General features: G+C 70.6%; 12 protein-coding genes. 9 read left to right on the top strand and 3 right to left on the bottom strand.

What is annotated here, in order from left to right; all coding sequences use genetic code 11:
• The first annotated feature begins 21 nt into the window (after positions 1 to 21).
• The 5 genes from AMK33_RS04295 to fdhD are packed head-to-tail and all read left to right on the top strand — an operon-like array spanning position 22 to position 6568.
• Positions 22 to 993 carry a 2-dehydropantoate 2-reductase gene (locus tag AMK33_RS04295; protein WP_073931301.1) on the top strand — a complete coding sequence of 324 codons (972 nt, stop codon included), beginning with the start codon at positions 22 to 24 and terminating at the stop codon, positions 991 to 993.
• Positions 990 to 2933 (top strand): molybdopterin oxidoreductase family protein, encoded by a 1944-nt coding sequence (locus AMK33_RS04290; protein WP_073931300.1) that lies wholly within the window; start codon positions 990 to 992, stop codon positions 2931 to 2933. Before AMK33_RS04295 ends, AMK33_RS04290 begins: the two co-directional genes overlap by 4 nt.
• On the top strand, positions 2914 to 4845 hold the full coding sequence (locus AMK33_RS04285; protein ID WP_073931299.1) for an NAD(P)H-dependent oxidoreductase subunit E: 1932 nt from the start codon (positions 2914 to 2916) through the stop codon (positions 4843 to 4845). Before AMK33_RS04290 ends, AMK33_RS04285 begins: the two co-directional genes overlap by 20 nt.
• On the top strand, positions 4842 to 5702 hold the full coding sequence (locus AMK33_RS04280; RefSeq protein WP_073931298.1) for a 2Fe-2S iron-sulfur cluster-binding protein: 861 nt from the start codon (positions 4842 to 4844) through the stop codon (positions 5700 to 5702). The genes AMK33_RS04285 and AMK33_RS04280 overlap by 4 nt, the downstream gene beginning before the upstream one ends.
• A gap of 17 nt (positions 5703 to 5719) precedes the next feature.
• Positions 5720 to 6568, top strand: coding sequence for a formate dehydrogenase accessory sulfurtransferase FdhD (fdhD, locus tag AMK33_RS04275; protein WP_073931297.1), 849 nt, complete (start codon positions 5720 to 5722; stop codon positions 6566 to 6568).
• 248 nt (positions 6569 to 6816) lie between these two features.
• Here fdhD and AMK33_RS04270 read toward each other — a convergent pair whose 3' ends face one another.
• Positions 6817 to 7836: a bile acid:sodium symporter family protein gene (locus AMK33_RS04270; protein WP_201262963.1), complete on the bottom strand. Its 1020-nt coding sequence runs from the start codon at positions 7834 to 7836 to the stop codon at positions 6817 to 6819.
• A gap of 171 nt (positions 7837 to 8007) precedes the next feature.
• Here AMK33_RS04270 and AMK33_RS04265 point away from each other — a divergent pair, with 171 nt between their 5' ends.
• From AMK33_RS04265 to AMK33_RS04255, 3 genes are all read left to right on the top strand, one after another.
• Positions 8008 to 8880, top strand: coding sequence for a LysR substrate-binding domain-containing protein (locus AMK33_RS04265; RefSeq protein ID WP_073931296.1), 873 nt, complete (start codon positions 8008 to 8010; stop codon positions 8878 to 8880).
• A 296-nt stretch (positions 8881 to 9176) separates the two neighbouring features.
• Positions 9177 to 11003, top strand: a complete 1827-nt coding sequence (locus tag AMK33_RS04260) for an AMP-dependent synthetase/ligase (protein WP_073931295.1) — start codon at positions 9177 to 9179, stop codon at positions 11001 to 11003.
• 134 nt (positions 11004 to 11137) lie between these two features.
• Positions 11138 to 11929 (top strand): aldo/keto reductase, encoded by a 792-nt coding sequence (locus AMK33_RS04255; RefSeq protein ID WP_073931525.1) that lies wholly within the window; start codon positions 11138 to 11140, stop codon positions 11927 to 11929.
• A gap of 129 nt (positions 11930 to 12058) precedes the next feature.
• On the opposite strand, the gene AMK33_RS04250 is transcribed toward AMK33_RS04255, so the two are convergent.
• Both AMK33_RS04250 and AMK33_RS04245 read right to left on the bottom strand, forming a co-directional pair.
• Positions 12059 to 12964 (bottom strand): class I SAM-dependent methyltransferase, encoded by a 906-nt coding sequence (locus AMK33_RS04250; RefSeq protein WP_073931294.1) that lies wholly within the window; start codon positions 12962 to 12964, stop codon positions 12059 to 12061.
• 152 nt (positions 12965 to 13116) lie between these two features.
• Positions 13117 to 14841 (bottom strand): glycoside hydrolase family 6 protein, encoded by a 1725-nt coding sequence (locus AMK33_RS04245; protein WP_073931293.1) that lies wholly within the window; start codon positions 14839 to 14841, stop codon positions 13117 to 13119.
• A gap of 494 nt (positions 14842 to 15335) precedes the next feature.
• Here AMK33_RS04245 and AMK33_RS04240 point away from each other — a divergent pair, with 494 nt between their 5' ends.
• Positions 15336 to 18251, top strand: coding sequence for a glycoside hydrolase family 48 protein (locus AMK33_RS04240; protein WP_073931292.1), 2916 nt, complete (start codon positions 15336 to 15338; stop codon positions 18249 to 18251).
• The last annotated feature ends 210 nt before the right edge of the window (positions 18252 to 18461 follow it).

Here is an 18461-nt window from a genome sequence, read left to right as displayed (position 1 = left end):
CCGAACGGAGCTACCCTCGCCATGAAAGTCGCAGTCCTCGGCGCCGGGGCGATCGGCGCCTACGTCGGTGCCGCGCTCCACCGTGCGGGCGCCGACGTGCATCTCATCGCCCGTGGACCGCATCTGGCGGCCATGAGGCAGTACGGAGTACGGGTGCGCAGCCCGCGCGGTGACTTCACCGCGCACCCCCGCGCCACCGACGACCCGGCCGAAGTCGGCCCGGTCGACCATGTGTTCCTGGGCCTGAAGGCCAACTCGTACGCGGCGTGCGGGCCGCTGATCGAGCCGCTGCTGCACGACACCACGACCGTCGTGGCCGCCCAGAACGGCATCCCCTGGTGGTACTTCCACCGGCACGGCGGACCGTACGACGGCCGCCGCCTGGAGAGTGTGGACCCACAGGGCGCGGTCAGCGCGGTGCTCGCGCCCGAACGGGCCGTCGGCTGCGTCGTCTACGCGGCCACCGAACTCGAACAGCCCGGCGTGGTACGCCATGTGGAAGGCACCCGCTTCTCCATCGGCGAGCCCGACCGGGGCGTCTCCGCGCGCTGTCTGGCCCTGAGCGAGGCGATGCGGGCCGGGGGCCTGAAGTGCCCGGTCGAACCGGACCTGCGCAACGACATCTGGCTGAAGCTGCTGGGCAACATCTCCTTCAACCCGATCAGCGCCCTGGCGCGCGCCACCATGCGGCAGATGTGTCTGCACGGCGGCACCCGGCAGGTCATCGAGACGATGATGGCCGAGACGCTGGCGGTCGCCGGGGCCCTCGGCTGCGAGGTCGGCGTCTCCATCGAGCGCCGGCTGGCGGGCGCGGAGAAGGTCGGCGACCACCGCACCTCCACGCTCCAGGACCTGGAGCGCGGCAAGCCGCTCGAACTCGACGTCCTGCTCGCGGCCGTCGTCGAGCTGGCGGAGATCACCGGTGTCCCGGTGCCCACCCTGCGCACCGTGCACGCCCTGTCGGACCTGCTCGCGCTGAGGAGCGCCGCATGAGGAAACCCGCCCGCAAGCAACGCGACCGAAGCCCGAAGACCTACACCCGTCTCACCCACCCCCTCGTCCGGGACTCGCGCGACGCGCCCTTCCGCCGGGCGAGCTGGGACGAGGCGCTGGACCGTACCGCGCGGGGCCTGGCGGCGGCGCGCGGCGCGTTCGGACTGTTCTCCTGCTCCCGCGCGACCAACGAGATGAACTACGTGGCGCAGAAGTTCGCCCGGGTCGTCATGGGCACCAACAACGTCGACTCCTGCAACCGCACCTGCCACGCCCCGTCCGTGGCCGGCCTGTCGGCGGCGTTCGGCTCGGGCGGCGGCACGTCGTCGTACGAGGAGATCGAGCACACCGACGTCATCGTGATGTGGGGCTCCAACGCCCGCTTCGCGCACCCGATCTTCTTCCAGCACGTGCTGAAGGGCATACGCAACGGCGCCCGGATGTACGCGGTCGACCCGCGCCGGACGTCCACCGCCGAGTGGGCGGAGAGCTGGCTCGGCCTGAACGTCGGCACGGACATCGCGATGGCGCACGCGATCGGCCGCGAGATCATCCACGCGGGCCTGGTCAACGAGGCGTTCGTACGGCGGGCCACCACGGGATTCGAGGAGTACGAGGCGCTCGTCGAACCGTGGACGCTCTCCCTGGCCGAAAAGGTGACGGGCGTTCCGGCGGCGGCCATACGGGAGTTGGCGCACGCCTACGCCCGCGCGGAGCGCGCCCAGCTCTGCTGGACCCTCGGCATCACCGAGCACCACAACGGCACCGACAACGTCCGCGCCCTGATCAACCTCTCCCTCCTGACCGGCCACGTCGGCCGCTACGGCTCGGGCCTGCAGCCCCTGCGCGGCCAGAACAACGTGCAGGGCGGCGGCGACATGGGCGCGATCCCCAACCGTCTGCCCGGCTTCCAGGACATCCTCGACACCGGCACACGGCTGAAGTTCGAGTCGGCCTGGGACACCGTCATCCAGCCGCACCGCGGGCTGACCCTGACGGAGATGTTCGAGGCCATGGAGGACGGCTCCCTGCGGGCCGTCTACTGCATCGGTGAGAACCCGGCCCAGTCGGAGGCGGACAGCGAACAGGCGGTACGCCGGCTGCGGGAGCTGGACTTCCTGGTGGTCCAGGACATCTTCCTGACGAAGACCGCCGAACTCGCCGACGTCGTCCTGCCCGCGACCGCCGGCTGGGCGGAGACCGAGGGCACCACCACCAACAGCGAACGCCGGGTGCAGCGGGTGCGCCGGGCCGTGGTCCCGCCCGGCGAGGCGCGCGAGGACATCGACATCCTCTGCGACCTCGCCACCCGCCTCGGCCACGACTGGAAGTACGCCGACGCCGAGGCGGTGTGGAACGAGCTGCGCTCGGTCTCCCCGGACCACTACGGGATGACGTACGAGCGCCTGGACGAACACCAGGGCATCCAGTGGCCGTGCCCGAGCACGGACGCGCTCGAACCGACGTACCTGCACGGCCGTCTGTGGGACCCGGACCCTGCCGGGCGCGGCAGGCCCGCTCCCTTCGGCATCGTGCGGCACGATCCGCCGGTCGACCTCACCGACGAGCGGTACCCGATCCGGCTGACCACGGGCCGGCGCCTCGACTCCTACAACACGGGTGTGCAGAGCGGCGGTTTCGCGTCTCCGCTGCGGCGCGGCGAGTACGTCGAGCTGTGCCCGGAGGACGCCGAACGCTACGGGGTGGTGGTCGGCGAGGAGGTACGGGTGACCTCGCGGCGCGGCTCGGTGCTGGCGCCGGTCTGGGTGGACACGGGACTCCGGCCGGGCCTCGCGTTCATGACGTTCCACTTTCCCGACGAGGTGGACACCAACCGGCTGACGATCGAGGCGAACTGCCCGATCGCGGGGACGGCGGAGTTCAAGGCGTCGGCGATCCGGATCGAGAAGGTGAGCACCCATGGACCTGCACTTCGGTGACAGCAAACCGACGGACGAGGAACGCGCGGCCGTCGACGCCCTGCTCGGCCCGCCCGAGTCCTCCTGGGAGGGCGCCGACCGCTCCGACGCGGACCTGCGCTGGGCCCGCGGCGGCCGGGAGGCCCGCGACCGCCGCGACCTGCTGCTGCCGGGGCTGCACGCCGTCAACGACCGGGTCGGCTGGATCAGCGAGGGCGCCCTGGACTACCTGTGCCGCCGCCTGACGGTCCCCCCGGCGGAGGCCTACGGCGTCGCCACCTTCTACGCGATGTTCTCCCTCCGCCCCCGCCCGGCAACGGTCCTGCACGTGTGCACGGACCTGGCCTGCACGGCGGCGGGCGCGAGCGAGCTGTGCGCCGACGTGGAGACCCGCCTGGCCCCGGAATCCGGCGTACACGTCGAACGAAGCCCTTGCCTGGGCCTGTGCGAAAGGGCACCAGCGGCACTGGTGATCCGGGCCGGAGAAACAGCCCGTCCGGCGATTGAGGACGAGGCCCTTTCAGGGCCGAAAGGGGGGTCCGGGGGCACAGCCCCCGGGGACGGGAACGGGAAGGGGCGGCGGGGGCGAGAAACCATGAGGTGCACAGCCGTATGCGCCCCAGCCACCCCCGACACGGCGATCCAAACAGCCACCGCCCCCGAAACCGCACCCCCCGAACCCCCACCCACCACCGCGGTCCCCCAGGCAGGGCACCCCGCCCTCACCCTCCTCCACCGCATCGGCACAACCGACCCCACCGACCTGGACGACTACCGGGCGAACGGCGGCTACACCGCCCTCCGCCGCGCCTTCGCCCTCGGCCCCGCCGCCGTCATCCGCGAGGTCACCGACTCCGGACTCCTGGGCCGCGGCGGCGCCGCCTTCCCCACCGGCCGCAAATGGCAGGCCACGGCCTCCCAGCCGGACCACCCCCACTACCTCGTCTGCAACGCCGACGAATCCGAACCGGGCACGTTCAAGGACCGCGTCCTCATGGAGGGCGACCCGTTCGCGCTGGTCGAAGCCATGACCATCGCCGCGTACGCGACCGGCGCACACAAGGGCTACCTCTACCTCCGCGGCGAATACCCGCGAGCGACAGCCCGTATGGAACACGCGATCACCCAGGCCCGCGCCCGCGGCCTGCTCGGTGACGACATCCTCGGCCAGGGCTACGCCTTCGACATGGAGATCAGGCGCGGCGCGGGCGCGTACATCTGCGGCGAGGAAACAGCCCTCTTCAACTCCATCGAGGGCTACCGCGGCGAGCCCCGCACCAAGCCCCCCTTCCCGGTGGAGAAGGGCCTGTTCGGCAAACCGACAGCGGAGAACAACGTAGAAACCCTGATCAACGTCCTGCCCGTCCTCACCATGGGCGCCCAGGCCTACGCCGCGATCGGCACGGAGAGATCCACCGGCCCCAAACTCTTCTGCGTCTCGGGCAGCGTCGCCCGCCCCGGCGTCTACGAACTCCCCTTCGGTGCCACCCTGGGCGAACTCCTCCACCTCGCCGGTGTCCACGGCAAACTCCGCGCGGTCCTCCTCGGCGGAGCCGCCGGCGGCTTCGTCCGCCCCGACGAGCTGGACATCCCCCTCACCTTCGAAGGCACCCGGGCAGCGGGCACCACCCTCGGCTCCGGAGTCGTCATGGCCTTCGACGACACGGTCCCGCTCCCCCGCCTCCTCCTCCGCATCGCCCGGTTCTTCCGCGACGAGTCGTGCGGCCAGTGCGTCCCCTGCCGCGTCGGCACCGTCCGCCAGGAGGAGGCACTGCACCGGATCGTCGACCGCACGGGCGCCGGTGCCGCCACCGACATCACCCTGCTGCGCGAGGTCGGCCGTGCGATGCGGGACGCCTCGATCTGCGGTCTGGGGCAGACCGCGTGGAACGCCGTGGAATCCGCCATCGACCGTCTGGGGGCGTACGAATGACCGTGACACCGCTGGGGATCCCCCGCCGCCTGCTGGAGTTCACCCTGGACGGCGAGCCGGTCCGGGCGCCCGAGGGGTCGACGATCCTGGACGCCTGCCGGGCGGCCGGAAAGGACATCCCGACGCTCTGCGAGGGCGACACCCTGACCCCCAAGAACGCCTGCCGTGTCTGCGTGGTGGAGGTGGAGGGCTCCCGCACCCTGGTGCCCGCGTGCTCCCGCAAGGCCGAGCCCGGCATGGAGGTCCGCACCGGCACCGAGCGGGCCCGGCACAGCCGCAAGGTCGTCCTGGAGCTCCTCGCGTCCTCCGTCGACCTGTCGACGACTCCCCGGGCCACCGAGTGGATCGAGGAGTACGAGGCGGAACCGGACCGCTTCGGCCCGGACGCGGCCCGGCTCGGCGAGGAACCCAGGATCGACAACGACCTGTACGTCCGCGACTACGACAAGTGCATCCTCTGCTACAAGTGCGTGGACGCCTGCGGCGACCAGTGGCAGAACACCTTCGCGATCTCGGTCGCGGGCCGTGGTTTCGACACCCGGATCGCCGTGGAGCACGACGCCCCGCTGACCGACTCGGCGTGCGTGTACTGCGGAAACTGCATCGAGGTCTGCCCCACCGGGGCCCTGTCGTTCAAGTCGGAGTTCGACATGCGGGCGGCGGGTACCTGGGACGAGTCCGGGCAGTCGGAGACGACGACCGTGTGCGCGTACTGCGGTGTGGGCTGCAACCTCACCCTCCATGTGCAGGACAATGAGATCGTGAAGGTCACCTCGCCGCACGACAATCCGGTGACCCACGGCAACCTGTGCATCAAGGGCCGCTTCGGCTATCAGCACGTACAGAACCGGGACTGAGCGGAACTGGTGGGAACATGGGACGAGTCACGGAACGACGCAAGGTGCTCCGCATCCGGGACGGAGCGGTGTCCAGCCGCCCGGACACACTCGTCGCCGAGGAACCCCTGGAGATCCGCCTCAACGGCAAGTCCCTCGCCATCACCATGCGCACACCGGGCGACGACTTCGCGCTGGCGGCCGGGTTCCTGGTGAGCGAGGGGGTCCTCGCGACCGCCTCCGACCTGCAGAATATCGTCTACTGCGCCGGGGCGACGGCCGACGGCTCGAACACCTACAACGTGGTCGACGTGAAGACGGCCCCCGGCGTGGTGATCCCGGACATCACGCTGGAACGCAACGTCTACACCACCTCCTCCTGCGGCCTGTGCGGCAAGGCCAGCCTGGACGCGGTGCGCACCACGGCCCGCCATCCCATCGCGGACACCCCCGCGCTGCGCGTGGAGCCGGAACTGCTGGCGAGCCTGCCCGACCGGCTGCGCGCGTCCCAGCGGGTCTTCGACCGCACGGGCGGCCTGCACGCGGCGGCCCTGTTCGACGAGGACGGCGAGCTGCTCGACGTACGGGAGGACGTGGGCCGGCACAACGCGGTCGACAAGCTGGTCGGCCGTGCCCTGCAGAGCGGGAACCTGCCGCTGTCCCGGACGATCCTGCTGGTCTCCGGCCGGGCCTCGTTCGAGCTGGCGCAGAAGGCGGTCATGGCCGGCGTTCCGATGCTGGCGGCGGTCTCGGCGCCGTCCTCGCTGGCCGTGGACCTGGCGGCGGAGACGGGTCTGACCCTGGTGGGCTTCCTGCGGGGCAGTTCCATGAACGTGTACGCGGGTGAGGACCGTATCGCCCTGCGGGCCGCGGCCGCCCGGGGCTGACCGGTTCCTCCTCGCTGCACGGCGGCGGGGTCCCAGCCGGCGGGGAGCGCCCCCTGCGCCGCGGGGCCCCGCCTCGACGTCCGCCGGGCGCGCCCGACGCCGCGGGACCGTGCGCCCCGCACCAGGGGCTCCGACGCCCCCTGGAGCCGGACCACGACGCCCACCGACCTCCCCCGGGCGCGTCCGACGGCAGACCACGGCCGGCCACGACGCGAACCGGCCGGAGGCATCCGGGGCCGCCATGGTGCTCAGCCGGAACGTGTCCCCGTACCGGCCTCGGTCCGTGAGTGTCCGGCTCGGTCCTGGACGGTGGCCTCCGGCTCCTCGACGGGGTCGTGCGAGCGGCGCTTGGCGATCACCGCGCACACCATCAGCTGCGTCTGGTGGAACAGCATCAGCGGCAGCACGGCCAGCGAGGCCTGCGCCCCGAACAGCACGCTCGCCATGGGCAGCCCGGCGGCCAGCGACTTCTTCGAGCCGGCGAACTGGATCGCGATCCGGTCCTCCCGGCCGAACCGCAGCGCCTTGGCGCCGTACCAGGTCAGCAGCAGCATCACGGCGAGCAGGACGGCCTCGACGGCGAGCAGTCCGCCGAGCCGGGCGGGGCTCACCTGGTGCCAGACGCCCTGCACCATGCCCTCGCTGAACGCGGTGTAGACGACGAGCAGGATCGAGCCGCGGTCGACCAGCCCCAGCACCTTCCGGTGCCGGGAGACGAACCCGCCGATCCAGCGGCGCAGCAACTGCCCGGCGACGAACGGCACCAGCAGCTGGAGCACGATCCTCACCACCGACCCGGCGGAGAACCCGCCCCCGCCGCTGCCCAGCAGCGTCGCCGCGAGCAGCGGGGTGACGACGATGCCGACCAGCGAGGAGAAGGAGCCGGCGCAGATCGCGGCGGGCACGTTGCCGCGGGCGATGGAGGTGAACGCGATCGACGACTGGATGGTGGACGGGACCAGGGTGAGGAAGAGCAGGCCCTGGTAGAGCGGGTCGGTCAGGAACACCGGGACGAGTCCGCGGGCGGCCAGGCCCAGCACCGGGAAGACGACGAAGGTGCAGGCCAGCACGGTGACATGGAGCCGCCAGTGCTTCAGCCCGTCCAGGGCCTCGCGGGTGGAGAGCCGGGCGCCGTAGAGGAAGAACAGGAAGGCGATCGCGGCGGTGGAGGCGCCGGAGGCCAGGTCCGCGCCGGTCCCCCGCGCGGGGAGCAGCGCGGCGAGGCCCACGGTCCCGAGCAGCAGCAGGATGTACGGGTCGATCGGCATCCAGTTCGGCCAACGCAGGCGTTTCACGGTGCTCCACTTGCTCATGTGCTCGGTGCTCGGGTGTGCACGGGCGTCCCCTCCCCATCCTGCTCCCTCCCGCCGTGATCGGGAATCCGGTATACCGCTCTCACTGTCATCACGTTCCGCGATGACCGCCGCTACCCTGGCCGCATGTACGACCCGACGCAGCTGCGGACGTTCCTGTCGGTGGCGCAGACGCTGAGCTTCACGCAGGCGGCGCGGCGGCTCGGGCTGCGCCAGTCGACGGTGAGCCAGCACGTGCGGCGGCTGGAGGAGGCCACCGGGCGGCAGTTGTTCACGCGGGACACCCACTCGGTGGAGCTGACCGAGGACGGCGAGGCGATGCTCGGTTTCGCCCGGCGCATCCTGGACGTGCACGAGCAGGCGACGCAGTTCTTCACCGGTACCCGGCTGCGCGGGCGGCTGCGGTTCGGCGCGTCGGAGGACTTCGTGCTGACCCGGCTGCCGGAGATCCTGGAGCGGTTCCGGCACGAGCACCCGGAGGTCGATCTGGAGCTGACGGTCGAGCTGTCGGGCATCCTGCACGAGCGGCTGGCGGCGGGCCGGCTGGACCTGGTGCTGGCCAAGCGGCGGCCCGAGGACCCGCGGGGCGAGCTGGTCTGGCACGACGAGCTGGTGTGGATCGGCGCGCCGGGACTGCGGCTGGACCCGAACCGTCCGGTGCCGTTGATCGTCTATCCGCCGCCGGGCATCACCCGGGCCCTGGCCCTGCGGGCGCTGGAGCGGGAGGGCCGCCAGTGGCGCATCGTGTGCACCAGCGGCAGCCTCAACGGGCTGCTCGCGGCGGCCCGCGCCGGGCTCGGGGTGATGGTGCACTCGCGCGGGCTGATCCCGCCGGGGCTGGTGCGGATGCCGGAGCGGGCGGGGCTGCCGGAACCGGGCGAGGTGGACTTCGTGGTGGTGCACGGGCGGCGCCGTCCCTCCGCGCAGGGCGCGGCGGACGCGTTGGCGTCGGCGATCCTCGCGGGCGGCGACCGGCTGCACCGGGGCGGGCGGGGGTGACGTTCCGGCCGGCGCGCACGCTGGGACCAGTGGGGCCCGTACGACGTCCCAAGGGGCGGTCATGGGGTCGTACAGATTCGGTGGAGATTGCTCCACCGAAACTTACTCCTCGGTCAGGTTTCTGTCCGACCCTTCCCCATGTGAGCGCATTTTCCTCCCCTGACCAGCGCGGACGAGAGCTCCGCCCGGTCTTCGGTCCCCTCCCGCCCTCCGTCCGCGTGGGGTAGCTTTCACGGCGCCGTGCGGGACGAGGGCGTCGCCGCACCATTCCGGGCGTTGAGAAGCGGAGGGCGGGATTGCGCGAGTTCACCAACCCTCCGTCGGCCCTGGAGCCTCCGGTGGGCGGTCTGGCCGACGTGGTCTTCCGGTATGCCGAGGAGGACCCGTCGCGCGTCGCGCTCGGCCGCAAGGACGACACCGGCCGGTGGCGGGACGTGACCGGCGCGGAGTTCCGCGACGAGGTGCTCGCCCTCGCGAAGGGCCTCCTCGCGGGTGGCGTCCGGTTCGGCGACCGGGTCGCGATCATGTCCCGTACCCGGTACGAGTGGACGCTCTTCGACTTCGCGCTGTGGACGATCGGCGCGCAGGTCGTGCCCGTCTACCCCACGTCCTCCGCCGAGCAGTGCCTGTGGATGCTGTACGACGCGGAGGTGACGGCCGCGATCGTGGAGCACGAGGACCACGCGATGACGATCGCCACCGTCATCGACCGGCTGCCGCGGATGCGCCGGCTGTGGCAGCTCGACGCGGGCGCGGTGCAGGAGCTGTACGACGCGGGCGCGCACCTCGACGACGAGGTGGTGCACCGGCACCGGCAGGCGGTCACCCCCGACTCCGTCGCGACGATCATCTACACCTCGGGCACCACCGGCCGCCCCAAGGGCTGTGTGCTCTCGCACGGCAGCTTCATGTACGAGGCGGACACCGTCATCGAGCGCTGGGAGCCGGTGTTCCACTCCCGCCGGGGCGACGAGGCGGCGACGCTGCTGTTCCTGCCGCTCGCGCACGTCTTCGGGCGGATGGTGGAGGTCGCGGCGATCCGCGGGAAGGTGAAGTTCGGCCATCAGCCGCAGCTGAACGCGGCGGCGCTGATGCCCGATCTGGCCGCGTTCCGGCCGACGTTCTTCCTGGCCGTGCCGTACATCTTCGAGAAGGTGTTCAACGCGGCGCGGCGCAAGGCGGAGCGGGAGGGCCGTGCGGGGCCGTTCGAGAAGGCCGTCGAGGTGGCCGTCAAGTACGCGGACGCGGTGGAGGCGAGGGCCTGGGGCACCGGGCCCGGCCCGTCCGCGGCGCTGCGGATGCAGCACCAGCTCTTCGACAAGCTCGTCTACGCCAAGATCCGGGCGGCGATGGGCGGCAGGATCCGGCACGCCATGTCGGGCGGTTCGGCGATGGACCGCCGGCTCGGGCTGTTCTTCGCGGGCGCGGGCGTGCACGTCTACGAGGGGTACGGCCTCACGGAGTCGACGGCGGCGGCCACCGCCAACCCGCCCGAGCGCACTCGTTACGGCACGGTCGGGCAGCCCATCCCCGGGGTCACCGTGCACATCGCGGACGACGGCGAGATCTGGCTGCACGGCGACAACGTCTTCGACGGCTACCTCAACAACCCCGAGGCCACCGACGAGGCCCTGCACGACGGCTGGCTCGCCACCGGCGACCTCGGCTCCCTCGACGAGGACGGCTATCTCACCATCACCGGCCGCAAGAAGGAGATCCTGGTGACCTCCGGCGGCAAGAGCGTCTCACCGGGGGTGCTGGAGGAGCGGGTGCGGGACCATCCGCTGGTCAACCAGTGCGTCGTCGTCGGCAACGACCGCCCGTACGTCGCCGCGCTGGTCACCCTGGACCAGGAGGCCGTGGAGCACTGGCTGGCGATGCGCGGCAAGCCGCGGATGTCACCGGCCGAGCTGGTGCGCGACGCCGATCTGGAGACGGAGGTGCGGCGGGCCGTGGTCGCGGCGAACACCCTGGTCTCGCAGGCCGAGTCGATCCGTACGTTCCGGATCCTGGCGCAGCCGTTCACCGAGGAGCACGGGCTGCTCACGCCGTCGCTGAAACTGAAGCGGAGGGCGATCGAGAAGGCGTACGGGGCCGAGGTCGAGGCGCTCTACCAGGCATGAATTTCCCGGTCAGGAATGCGCCACGGGCCGTGATCGTTGACGATGGGGGTAACACCTGTAGTACCTGACCACAACCGAAGGATCGAGAGCTCGTGAGCAAGGTCCCCCCGATCACCCTGAACAACGGCGTCGAGATGCCCCAGCTGGGCTTCGGCGTCTGGCAGGTGCCGGACGCGGAGGCCGAGACGGCCGTGGCGACGGCGCTGGAGGCCGGCTACCGCAGCATCGACACCGCCGCGATCTACGGCAACGAGGAGGGCACCGGACGGGCCCTCGCGAAGTCGGACGTCCCGCGCGAGGACCTCTTCGTCACCACCAAGCTCTGGAACAGCGACCAGGGGTACGACTCCACCCTGCGGGCCTTCGACACGTCCCTGTCGAAGCTCGGTCTCGAGTACGTGGACCTGTACCTGATCCACTGGCCGACGCCCGCCCGGGACCGGTACGTCGACACGTACAAGGCGTTCGAGAAGCTGCTCGACGACGGCCGGGTCCGTGCCATCGGCGTGTCCAACTTCCTGCCGGAGTACCTGGAGCGGCTGATCGCCGAGACGTCGGTGGTCCCGGCGGTCAACCAGATCGAGCTGCATCCGCATCTGCAGCAGCACGCCGCGCGTGAGTACCACGCGGAGCAGGGCATCGCGACCGAGGCGTGGTCGCCGCTCGGTTCCGGCAAGGGGATCCTGGAGATTCCGGCGATCGTGGCGATCGCGCAGAAGCACGGGCGTACGGCGGCGCAGGTGGTGCTGCGCTGGCATCTTCAGCTGGGGAACGTCGTCATTCCGAAGTCGGTGACGCCGTCCCGGATCGCGGAGAACATCGATGTGTTCGGGTTCAGTCTGGATGCGGAGGATCTCGCTGCGATCAGTGCGCTGAACGAGGACCGGCGGATCGGGTCGCATCCGGCGGAGTTCAACGGGGGCTGACGTCTTTGGGGTGGAGCGGGGGGTGGTTGCGCGGCCCGGCGTTTGCGGGGTGCCGTCGCGCCCACCCGTGCCGCCCCAGCGGCACGACTGCCCGCTGCCGCGGGGGCGGCGGCAGCTTGAGTCAAGTCGTCATACGGGCCGCACCGCCGTGTGGACCGTGTGGGCTGTCAGGAGGAATACGTCCGGGCGGTGGTGGACGCTTGCCTTGTCGGCGGGGTCCAGGAGGCGGTCGAGGGTGGTGCGGTCGTCGGTCTCCAGGTCCTCGCCGATGACCTCGCGGGTGCGGGTGAGGGCGTCGACCACGTAGGCGCGGGCGCGGTCCGTGACCGGGGCGGGGAGGTCGAGGAGGAAGGTGCGCGAGCGGGTGTGGCGCAGGCCGGCCGAGGTCAGCAGGGCCGGCCAGTCCTCGACGACGGCCACCGAGCCCGGCAGTTCGGCCCGCATCCGGTCGAACCGCTCCTCCTCCACCGCGTCGATGCGCGCCTGGAGACCGGGCCGGCCGAACCCGATGTCGCGGGGCAGGAACCGGGGAGGCAGACCGCCCTCCATCACGGCCAGCGTGCCGCCGGGCGCCAGCCGCTCCGCGCAGGCGGCCAGCGCCGCGCCCTGGTCCCCGAGGTGGTGCACGCTGCGGCTGGCCCACAGCAGGTCGGCCGGGTAGTCCAGCTCGCCGAGCACATCGGGGAGTTCACCGGCGAGGGTGCCGAAACGGTCACCGGCGCCCTGGCGTCCGGCCCGGTCCCTGGCCCGCTCCAGCAGCGGTTCGGAACCGTCGACGGCCACGACCCGCGCGCCCGGGAAGGTCTCGGCGAACAGACACGAGATGACGCCGGGTCCGCTGCCCGCGTCCACGATCAGTCCCGGTTCCGTCACCTCCTTCGCCAGCCAGTTCAGGGCCCGCTCGTAGAGCGGTGTGAGCAACTCCGCCTGCGATTCGAGCAGGGGGGCCATCTCGGCCCAGTCGATGTCGCCGTGGTCGTGCCCGTGACCGTGCTTGTGCGTGTGGTCGTGCTTGTGGTCGTGGTCGTGCGCCATGGTGCTCAGCCTCTCCGCTCGGATGCCGCCAGGGTGCGACGACGCACCGGAAGCGGGCAAACGACATTGCCGTTCCCGCAAAAGGGTGCCGTGCGGAGAGACGTGCGGCGGTCCGCCGGGGCAGGGCCCCGGCGGACCGGTGGTTCAGCCCGTCACGACAGCGGCGGGTACGCGTTCTTCATCAGCTCCTGGAACTGGGCGGAGAACCAGTGCCCGGAGATGGGGGCGTTGTCCAGCGCACCCGACATGTTGTTGTCGTTCCGCGGGTTGCCGGTGTACGTCGGGTCGCACATCCGGTCGAAGCCCTTGCCCTCGTCGTTGTCGATGGGCTCGCTCGCACCGTCGGACTCGCCCGGGGGCTTCATCCAGACGTAGGCGTCGATCCCGGGCTCCGGGGAGGCCTTGGGCCGCTCACCGAGGCCGGCTCCCGCCTGGTTGCACCAGTTGCCGGTGTTGAAGCGGCGGTCGTAGCGGCCGCCGTCGACGTAGGTGTCCACGCTGGTCGTGGCGCCGGGACCGGTGGGCCGGTTCGCGCCGCCCCAGCCGTTGCGGGAGGTGTCGATCAGCATGCCGATGTTCGAGTCGAAGCCGATCGATACCAACTGGTTGCGCAGCGCCTGGGCGTACGACAGCTCGTCGACGTAACGGTTCCAGCTGACCCACTTGGACTCGCGCACCGACTTGCCGGCCACGTTGTCGTTGACGGAGAAGTGGTCCTCCTTCAGCGCGCTGTAGTTGGCCGTGTTGGCGATGAAGCCGTGCACGTCGGCGACGGTCGCACCCTCGGCGGTCGCCGCCTGCTTGAACATCTGCGCGGAGGCGCCGAAGTTGTCGTCCCAGCCCAGCCAGCCGTGGTGGCCGGCGTCCACGTAGTTGTAGACGTTGGACACGTCGCCCAGCTTGTTCAGGGCGTAGCCGACGCCCTTCACGTAGTTGCCGTTGGCCTTCATGACGTCGCAGTTCTCCGTGGCGGTGGGCCGCGGCGACACGTTGGTGACCAGGTTGGGCAGGGAGTCGATCTCGACCGTGGTGACGATCCGCAGCGAGGCGTACTTCGGGTCGGAGAGGATCTCCGCGATCGGGTCGATGTACTCCGTCTTGTAGCGGTCGATCTCCGTCGGGCCCAGCTCGCCGTTGGAGGCGAGGGCGGCGCAGTCACGGCCGGGCAGGTTGTATATGACGAGCTGGATGACGAGCTCGCCGGAGCCCTTCTGGGTGAGGGCCTCGTCGAGGTGGTCGCGCAGGCCCATGCCGCCGTTGACGCCGTTGATGGCGGCGGTGCGGTCCAGCCAGACACCGGTCGGCTGGTTCGCGATGCGGCTGCCGCCCGGCTCGGCGGCGGCCTTCGCGGACCACTCGGGGTTCACGTACACCTTGGCGCCGTCATAGGGGTTGTTCACCCGGTCGCCCGGCTCTGGCGGGTCGGTCGGGTCCGGCGGGTCGGTGGGTCCGCCGGAGTCGACGTTGCAGGTCACGCCGTCGAGGGTGAAGGTGGCGGGGACGGCGTTGCTGCCGCTGTAGGTGCCCTGGAAGCCGAAGGAGGTCGAACCCCCGGTGGCGAGAGTGCCGTTGTAGGACTCGTTGGCGGCGGTGACGTTCGCGCCGGACTGGCTCACCTTGGCGTTCCAGCCGCTGGTGATCCTCTGGTTGCCGGCGTAGGACCACTGCAGCGACCACGACGACTTGGCGGCGCTGTTGTTGGTGATCGTCACGGACGCGGTGAAGCCGGAGCCCCAGTCGTTCTGCACCTTGTAGTCCACGGTGCAGGGGACGGCGGCAGCCGCGCCGGCGGCGCCGGGGACGGCGGCGATCGCCGTCCCGGTGGCGCCGGCGACCAGCGCCATGGCGGCGAGAAGCGCGGTTCTGGTGCGACTCATCGTGCGGGTTTCCTATCCGTAGGGGGCTGTCCTTCTTGGGCGCGCGCAGACGATCGCGCGGCCTGGTGCCTCACGGGTGGGGATGCCGTTCAGACCTGATGGGGGCAGGCCTGCGGTGCCGGCCGGGAGTTTCCGGGCAGCACGGACGACACATGGATCCCACGGGAACGAGCGACCCCGCGTCAGGTGCTCCACACGTGCACGGGGGTGGCTAAAAGTACTGAACGCGGGGGGTGGCGCATTGAGCGACTCCTTGCAGCTCGGACGCGTCGTGACGGACGCGTCGACTGATGGAACCGCTCCCACTGGTGTACATGAAGTTAGCGCCAAGTCACGGTGAAGAACAGAGGGGCCGCTGACTTTCACACAAGTTGAACCGTCGAATGTTTTCGATTCGCCACAAGGCTTGACCGCCCCTCACCCCGTCCTCACTATGGGAGCGCTCCCACTGGTTCAAGGCTTGTCATGTCCGAGTCGCAGGAGGAACCAGCACCATGCATCCCCCACCCAGGAGACGCAGAGGCTTACGGCGGTTGCTGACGGCCGTCGCCGCTGCTCTCGCGCTTCCGCTGACGATGCTCTCGACCGGCTCGACTCCCGCTCAGGCAGCGGCCGTTCAGTGCAGCGTCGACTACAAGACGAACGACTGGGGTTCCGGATTCACCGTGGATCTGACCCTCACCAACCGCGGTTCGGACGCCATCGACGGCTGGACCCTGACGTACGACTACACGGGCAACCAGAAGCTCTCGAACGGCTGGAACGGCAGCTGGTCGCAGTCCGGCAAGACCATCACCGTGGAGGACGCCGGGTACAACGCCCGGATCGCCGCCGGCGCCGCCGTCACGACCGGCGGCCAGTTCACCTACAGCGGCAGCAACGCCGCTCCCACGTCGTTCGCCATCAACGGCACCACCTGCGTCGGGGCCCACCAGCCGCCGATCACCGTGCTGACCAGCCCGGAGGCCGGCGCCGTCTACACGCAGGGCGAGACGATCCCGCTCGCCGCCACCGCGGCTGCGGCCGACCAGGCCACCATCACCAAGGTGGAGTTCTACGACGACACCGAGCTGCTGGGCTCCGACACCAGCTCGCCCTTCGCGCTCTCCGTCGCCGGTTTGACCGTGGGCAGTCATTCACTGGTGGCGAAGGCGTACGACAGCATGGGCGCCTCCGCCGACTCGACCCCGGTCGGCATCACGGTCGCCTCGGGTCCCGCCGTGGTGGCCACGCCGTCCCAACTCGGCGTCCAGCAGGGTGAGTCGGGCTCGTACGAGGTGAAGCTGTCCAAGCAGCCGACCTCGAACGTGACCGTCACCACGAGCCGGGCGAGCGGCAACTCGGGACTGTCGGTCTCCGCCGGCGGCTCGCTCACCTTCACGCCGTCGAACTGGAACACCGCGCAGGAGGTGACGATCGCCGCCGACTCCTCGGGCAGTGGCTCGGCGGTCTTCGAGTCCTCGGCACCCGGCCACGCCAAGGCGGCGGTCACGGTGACGCAGCTCGGCGCGGAGAAGACGTACGACGCGCGCTTCCTGGAGCTGTACGGGAAGATCACCGACCCGGCGAACGGCTACTTCTCGCCGGAGGGCATCCCGTACCACTCGGTCGAGACGCTGATCGTCGAGGCGCCGGACCACGGCCACGAGACCACCTCGGAGGCGTACAGCTACCTGCTGTGGCTGCAGGCGATGTACGGCAAGGTGACCGGTGACTGGTCGAGGTTCAACGAGGCCTGGGAAATCATGGAGAACTACATGATCCCGACCCACGCCGACCAGCCGACCAACTCCTTCTACAACGCCTCGAAGCCGGCGACGTACGCGCCCGAGTACGACACTCCGAACGAGTACCCGTCGCAGCTCGACTCCAATGTCCCGGTCGGCCCCGACCCGATCGCGGCCGAGCTGAAGTCCGCCTACGGCACCGACGACGTCTACGGCATGCACTGGATCCAGGACGTCGACAACGTGTACGGCTACGGCAACTCGCCCGGCAAGTGCGAGGCGGGTCCGTCGGACACCGGACCGTCGTACATCAACACCTTCCAGCGCGGCCCGCAGGAGTCGGTGTGGGAGACCGTCCCGCAGCCCACCTGCGACGCCTTCAAGTACGGCGGCACCAACGGCTACCTGGACCTGTTCACCAAGGACGCCTCGTACGCCAAGCAGTGGAAGTTCACCAACGCCCCGGACGCCGACGCGCGTGCCGTGCAGGCCGCGTACTGGGCGGACCTGTGGGCCGAGGAGCAGGGCAAGGACGGTGAGATCGCCGAGACCGTCGCCAAGGCCGCCAAGATGGGCGACTACCTGCGCTACGCCATGTTCGACAAGTACTTCAAGAAGATCGGCAACTGCACCAGCCCGTCCTGCCCGGCCGGCACCGGCAAGGACGCCTCGCACTACCTGCTCTCCTGGTACTACGCCTGGGGCGGTGCCACCGACTCCTCGGCGGGCTGGGCCTGGCGCATCGGCTCCAGCCACGCGCACGGCGGCTACCAGAACCCGCTGGCCGCGTACGCGCTCAGCTCCTACGACGACCTGAAGCCGAAGTCGGCGACGGGCGCGGCGGACTGGGCCAAGTCCCTCGACCGGCAGCTGGAGTTCTACCGCTGGCTGCAGTCCGACGAGGGTGCCATCGCGGGCGGCGCGACCAACAGCTGGGCGGGCCGGTACACATCGCCGCCGTCCGGGACGCCGACCTTCTACGGCATGTACTACGACGAGAAGCCGGTGTACCACGACCCGCCGTCCAACCAGTGGTTCGGCTTCCAGGCGTGGTCCATGGAGCGGGTCGCCGAGTACTACCAGCAGACCGGTGACGCCGACGCCAAGGTCGTCCTCGACAAGTGGGTCGACTGGGCGCTGTCGGAGACCACGGTCAACCCGGACGGCTCCTTCCGGATCCCGTCGACGCTGCAGTGGTCGGGCAAGCCCGACACCTGGAACGCGTCGTCGCCCGGCGCCAACAGCGGGCTGCATGTCACGGTCGCCGACTACACCAACGACGTCGGTGTGGCCGCGGCGTACGCCAAGACCCTGACGTACTACGCCGACCGCTCGGGCGACACGGAGGCGGCCTCGACCGCCAAGGCGCTGCTGGACGGCATGTGGGAGAACAACCAGGACGCGCTCGGCATCGCCGTCCCGGAGACCCGCGCCGACTACAACCGCTTCGACGACCCGATCCACGTCCCGAACGGCTGGACCGGCACCATGCCCAACGGCGACACCATCAACTCGTCGTCGACGTTCGAGTCGATCCGCTCCTTCTACCAGGACGACCCGGCGTGGTCGAAGATCGAGTCCTATCTGGCGGGCGGCGCCGCGCCCACCTTCACGTACCACCGGTTCTGGGCCCAGGCCGACATCGCCCTGGCCATGGGCTCGTACGCGGAGCTTCTCGAATAGCCCCCGCCAAGCGCTCCGCGGGTCGGGCGGTTCTTTGACTGCGGGCCGTGCGTGGCTGGTCGCGCAGTTCCCCGCGCCCCTTTCGGGGCGCGGGGGGTACCGCTTCTTTCCCAAAGGCGCTTGATGGCTCCGCGTCCCTGGGCCCGTCACAGGACGACGGGCCCACCCGACCGGGCGGCCCCACCCACGCCAGGGGCCGCCCGGTCCTCG

The organism is Streptomyces sp. CB02400, from assembly GCF_001905725.1.
Taxonomy (GTDB): domain Bacteria; phylum Actinomycetota; class Actinomycetes; order Streptomycetales; family Streptomycetaceae; genus Streptomyces; species Streptomyces atrovirens.
Note: the sequence above shows the minus strand (reverse complement) of the source record. Positions and strands in the feature narration are given on the sequence as shown.